The organism is Streptomyces sp. SID5785 (assembly GCF_009870065.1).
Classification (GTDB): domain Bacteria; phylum Actinomycetota; class Actinomycetes; order Streptomycetales; family Streptomycetaceae; genus Streptomyces.
This window is the reverse complement of record NZ_WWIA01000849.1, coordinates 1-4,329: the sequence shown is the minus strand read 5'-3', so window position 1 is coordinate 4,329 and position 4,329 is coordinate 1. Positions and strand designations below refer to the sequence as shown.

Annotated in this window: 3 protein-coding genes and 1 pseudogene; 2 read left to right on the top strand and 2 right to left on the bottom strand. The window is 70.9% G+C overall.

Annotated features, from left to right (window positions below; translation table 11 throughout):
- Together GTW43_RS27580 and GTW43_RS27575 are read left to right on the top strand one after the other, a co-directional pair.
- A pseudogene (locus tag GTW43_RS27580) lies at nt 1–582 on the top strand (acetoacetate--CoA ligase); the annotation flags it as partial.
- A gap of 102 nt (nt 583–684) precedes the next feature.
- The gene (locus GTW43_RS27575) at nt 685–1,593 is read left to right on the top strand and encodes a hypothetical protein (protein WP_237536848.1); all 909 of its coding nucleotides are present in this window, start codon (nt 685–687) and stop codon (nt 1,591–1,593) included.
- 66 nt (nt 1,594–1,659) lie between these two features.
- Here the strand turns inward: GTW43_RS27575 and ptsP are convergent, their stop codons facing one another.
- Nucleotides 1,660–3,330 (bottom strand): phosphoenolpyruvate--protein phosphotransferase, encoded by a 1,671-nt coding sequence (gene ptsP, locus GTW43_RS27570; RefSeq protein WP_161304675.1) that lies wholly within the window; start codon nt 3,328–3,330, stop codon nt 1,660–1,662.
- A gap of 75 nt (nt 3,331–3,405) precedes the next feature.
- Nucleotides 3,406–3,855, bottom strand: a complete 450-nt coding sequence (locus tag GTW43_RS27565) for a PTS glucose transporter subunit IIA (RefSeq protein ID WP_161304674.1) — start codon at nt 3,853–3,855, stop codon at nt 3,406–3,408.
- Between the last annotated feature and the right edge of the window lie 474 nt (nt 3,856–4,329).

Sequence of the window (4,329 nt, the reverse complement as noted above, 5' to 3'; positions counted from 1 at the left end):
TAGGTCGGCGAACTCGTCGTCACCAACCCCATGCCCTCCATGCCCATCCGCTTCTGGAACGACCCCGACGGCAGCCGCTACCACGACAGCTACTTCGACACCTACCCCGGCGTCTGGCGCCACGGCGACTGGATCACCCTGACCTCACGCGGCTCCGTCGTCATCCACGGCCGCTCCGACTCCACCCTCAACCGCCAGGGCGTCCGCATGGGCTCCGCCGACATCTACGAAGCCGTGGAGCGTCTGCCCGAGATCCGCGAGTCCCTCGTCATCGGCCTCGAACTGCCCGACGGCGGCTACTGGATGCCGCTCTTCGTCCACCTCGCACCCGGCGCCACCCTCGACGACGCCCTCCGCGACCGCATCAAACGGACCATCCGCGAACAGCTCTCCCCGCGCCACGTCCCCGACGAGATCATCGAAGCCCCCGGCGTCCCCCACACCCTGACCGGCAAACGCATCGAGGTACCCGTCAAGCGCCTCCTCCAGGGCACCCCCCTCGAGAAGGCCGTCAACCCCGGCTCCATCGACAACCTCGAACTGCTCCGGTTCTACGAGGAGATCGCCCGCAAGCGCGCCTGACCCCGCCGCCCGCACCGGCCGCGCCGACGCCCGGACCCGTTGTCAGTGCCCCCGATTACGCTGAGTGAGCATCGATCGACCACATGCACTCAGGGGGACATCATGACGGACACCCAGCGCACCCGGCACGGCCGGACCGCGGGCATGCGCACCGCACTGCGCCGCGAGATCGCCGGCACCATCGGCCTGCTGGCCGACGAGCAGGACTTCGCCGCGATGCGGAAGTACCGCAGCTTCACCTTCGACGACCACACCGTGTACCTGCGCCAGGTCGAGCAGCTGCTCGCCGCCCTCGCCGCGAAGGGCGGACACACCAGCGTCGCCCTCTTCGACCCCGAGGAGTACGCGGAGTTCTGCGCCGAGTCGGGCATCGAGCCGGACGCACCCACCAGCCGCACCCGCTTCACCGCCGAACTCGCCGCGACCGGCCCCGCCGTCGCCTACGAAGGACAGCCGTTCGACGACCTCGTGCCCGCCCTCGTCGACGAGTCCGTCCGCCAGGCCACCTGGCAGTACACCTCCACGACCCTCACCCACATCGGCCCCTGCGCCGGATGCGGCGCGGACATCGGACGCGCCGCCTTCGCCCGCGCCTCCCACCTGGTCGCCCGCGCCGTCGAAGCCGTCGGCCGCGGCGCCCACCACTGGGTCGGCAGCGTCCCGTCGAACCAGGGCACGCTGCACGCCGTCCTCCACATCGACGCCACCGCACCGGGCAGCGCCGACCTCGACGAGGTCGAAGCCATGGAGCTGACCACCCTGCTCGCCCTGGCCCTCGCCCACCGGAACGCGTTCGCCCTCGTGGCCCGCACCACCGCGGGGCGCCAGCAGCGCGTCTTCGGCTGGCGCCTCAAGGACGAGCGACTGGAACCCATCCCGGCCGCCCGGGTCTTCGACGCGTACTGCATCGACACCGAGTCCGGTGACCTGACCGCACCCGAGCCCGGCGTCGACTACTGCACCGCACCCCAGCTCGCCGACGCCGGCCCGGAGGACCGCTCCTGCCACTGAGCCGAGAAAGCAGTGGGGCGCTCCACCGAACGGTGGAGCGCCCCACGGAAACGGGCCGGCCGGCGACTACTCGCCCGACAGCACCGCCTGAGCCGCGTCGCGCGCCTCTTCCGCCGACTCGGCGGACCGCGCGGCCGACGCGGCGCGCTCGCACTGCGCCAGCGTGTACTTGGCCAGCGTCGCCCGCACGTACGGAATCGACGCCGCACCCATCGACAGGGAGGTGACACCCAGACCGGTCAGCACACACGCGAGCAGCGGGTCCGACGCGGCCTCACCGCAGACACCACAGCTCTTGCCCTCGGCCTTCGCCGCCTCGGCGGACAGCGCGACCAGGTCGAGCAGCGCCGGCTGCCAGGGGTCCTGCAGCCGCGACACCGCACCGACCTGACGGTCGGCCGCGAACGTGTACTGCGCCAGGTCGTTCGTGCCCAGGGACAGGAACTCGACCTCCTGCAGCACCGAGCGCGCCCGCAGCGCGGCGGACGGAATCTCCACCATCGCGCCGAACTTCGCCTGGAGCCCCGCCGCACGGCAGGCGTCGGCGAACGCCTTGGCGTCCGCACGGTCGGCCACCATCGGCGCCATGACCTCGAGGTAGACCGGCAGGCCCTCCGACGCCTTCGCCAGCGCGGTGAGCTGCGTGCGCAGCACCTCCGGGTGGTCCAGCAGGGAGCGCAGACCGCGCACGCCCAGCGCCGGGTTCGGCTCGTCGGCCGGCGTCAGGAAGTCCAGCGGCTTGTCGGCACCGGCATCCAGCACCCGCACCACGACGCGCCCCTCGGGGAACGCCTCGAGCACCTTGCGGTACGCCTCGACCTGCTTCTCCTCGGACGGCGCCTGCTTGCTGTCGTCCAGGAAGAGGAACTCGGTGCGGAACAGGCCGACGCCCTCCGCGCCCGCCTCGACGGCGGCGGGCACGTCCGCGGGACCGCCCACGTTCGCCAGCAGCGGCACCTTGTGACCGTCCGACGTGGCACCCGGCCCCGTCGACGCGGCCAGCGCCGCCTTGCGCTCCGCGGCCGAGGCCTCGAGCGCCGCGCGCTTCTCGGCGCTCGGGTTCACGAAGATCTCACCGGTGCTGCCGTCCACCGCGACCACGGTGCCCTCCGCCAGCTCACCGGCACCCGGCAGCGCGACGATCGCCGGCACCCCGAGAGCGCGGGCGAGGATCGCGCTGTGACTGGTCGGACCGCCCTCCTCGGTGACGAAGCCGAGCACGAGCGCCGGGTCGAGCAGCGCGGTGTCGGCCGGCGCCAGGTCACGGGCGATCAGCACGTACGGCTCGTCACTGTCCGGCACGCCGGGCATCGGGACCCCGAGCAGTCGCGCCACGATCCGGTTCCGGACGTCGTCCAGGTCGGCCACGCGGCCGGCCATGTACTCACCGGCGCCCGCCAGCAGCTCGCGGTAGTGCGAGAACGCGTCGTAGATCCCGCGCTCCGCCGTGCTGCCGACCGCGATCCGACGGTCGACGTCGGCGATCAGCTCCGGGTCCTGCGCGATCATGGCCTGCGCCTCGAGCACCGCCTGCGCCTCGCCACCGGCGAGGTTGCCGCGCGCCATCAGGTCGGCGGCCACCGCCTCGACGGCCTGGCGGGCACGCCCCTGCTCGCGCTCGGCCTCTTCCGCGGGGATCTGCTTGGCCGGCGGTTCGAGCACGGCCGTCCCCATGTGCCGGACCTCGCCGACCGCAACCCCGTGGCTCACGCCGACGCCTCGCAGCGTTGTCTCCATTTCACCCGTCTCCGATAGCGCGGCGGACCGAGCCGCCGCGGTGGTTTGTTCTGCCGGCCGTCAGTGACGTCGTTGTCACTTCCAGCCGAACAGCGCGTCACCAGCCTTGAGGTCGCCGTCCTCGACGACCTCGGACAGGGACTCCGCGGTCGCCTCGAGAGCGACGACCGGGCACACCGGCGACTTGCCCGCTGCCTCGACGGCGGCCGGGTCCCAGCGAACCACGGACTGGCCGCGCTGCACGGTGTCACCCTTGTTCACGAGGAGCTCGAAGCCCTCGCCGTTGAGCTGGACGGTGTCGATGCCCAGGTGCGTCAGCACGCCGTGCCCCTCCTCGTCCACGACGACGAAGGCGTGGGGGTGGAGGGACACGACGATGCCGCTGACAGGTGCGACAGCCTCGGAGGGCTCGCGCGCGGGGTCGATGGCGGTACCGGGACCGACCATCGCGCCGGAGAACACCGGGTCGGGAACAGCGGACAGCCCGATGGCGCGTCCTGCAAGAGGGGACGTCACACTGGTCATGGCAAGCCTCCCAGGCGTGGAGATTCAAGGTCGTGGCCGTCACTGCCTGTGCCGGACGGCGTACTGTTCAAGAGCGTAAGTCATAAAAAGTCCGGGTTCCGCACGAGAGCTCCCGGTTGGCAGTCGTAGCGGTACGACGCAAAGGATTTGCGCCGAACCCAACCGCCCGTGTACCTTCGTACTCCTGCCTGGGAGCACACGTCGCCCTTGAGAGCGCCGCCTCCTGGCAGCATCTACCGAACCGAAGCTTAGCCCTTGTCTAGACCACTGGACTAGACCACTGCCCCCGCCTGTTCGCAGACGGGTGGTCAGAGGGCCGCGAAAAGACTGGTAGAGTTCGATCTCGCCGAAAGGGAAAAGCGAAAGCGATTCCCCGTAGGCAAATCGAAATTCCGAGGAAATCGGCCGGTGAAACGGTCTGATAGAGTCGGAAACGCAAGACCGAAGGGAAGCGCCCGGAGGAAAGCCCGAGAG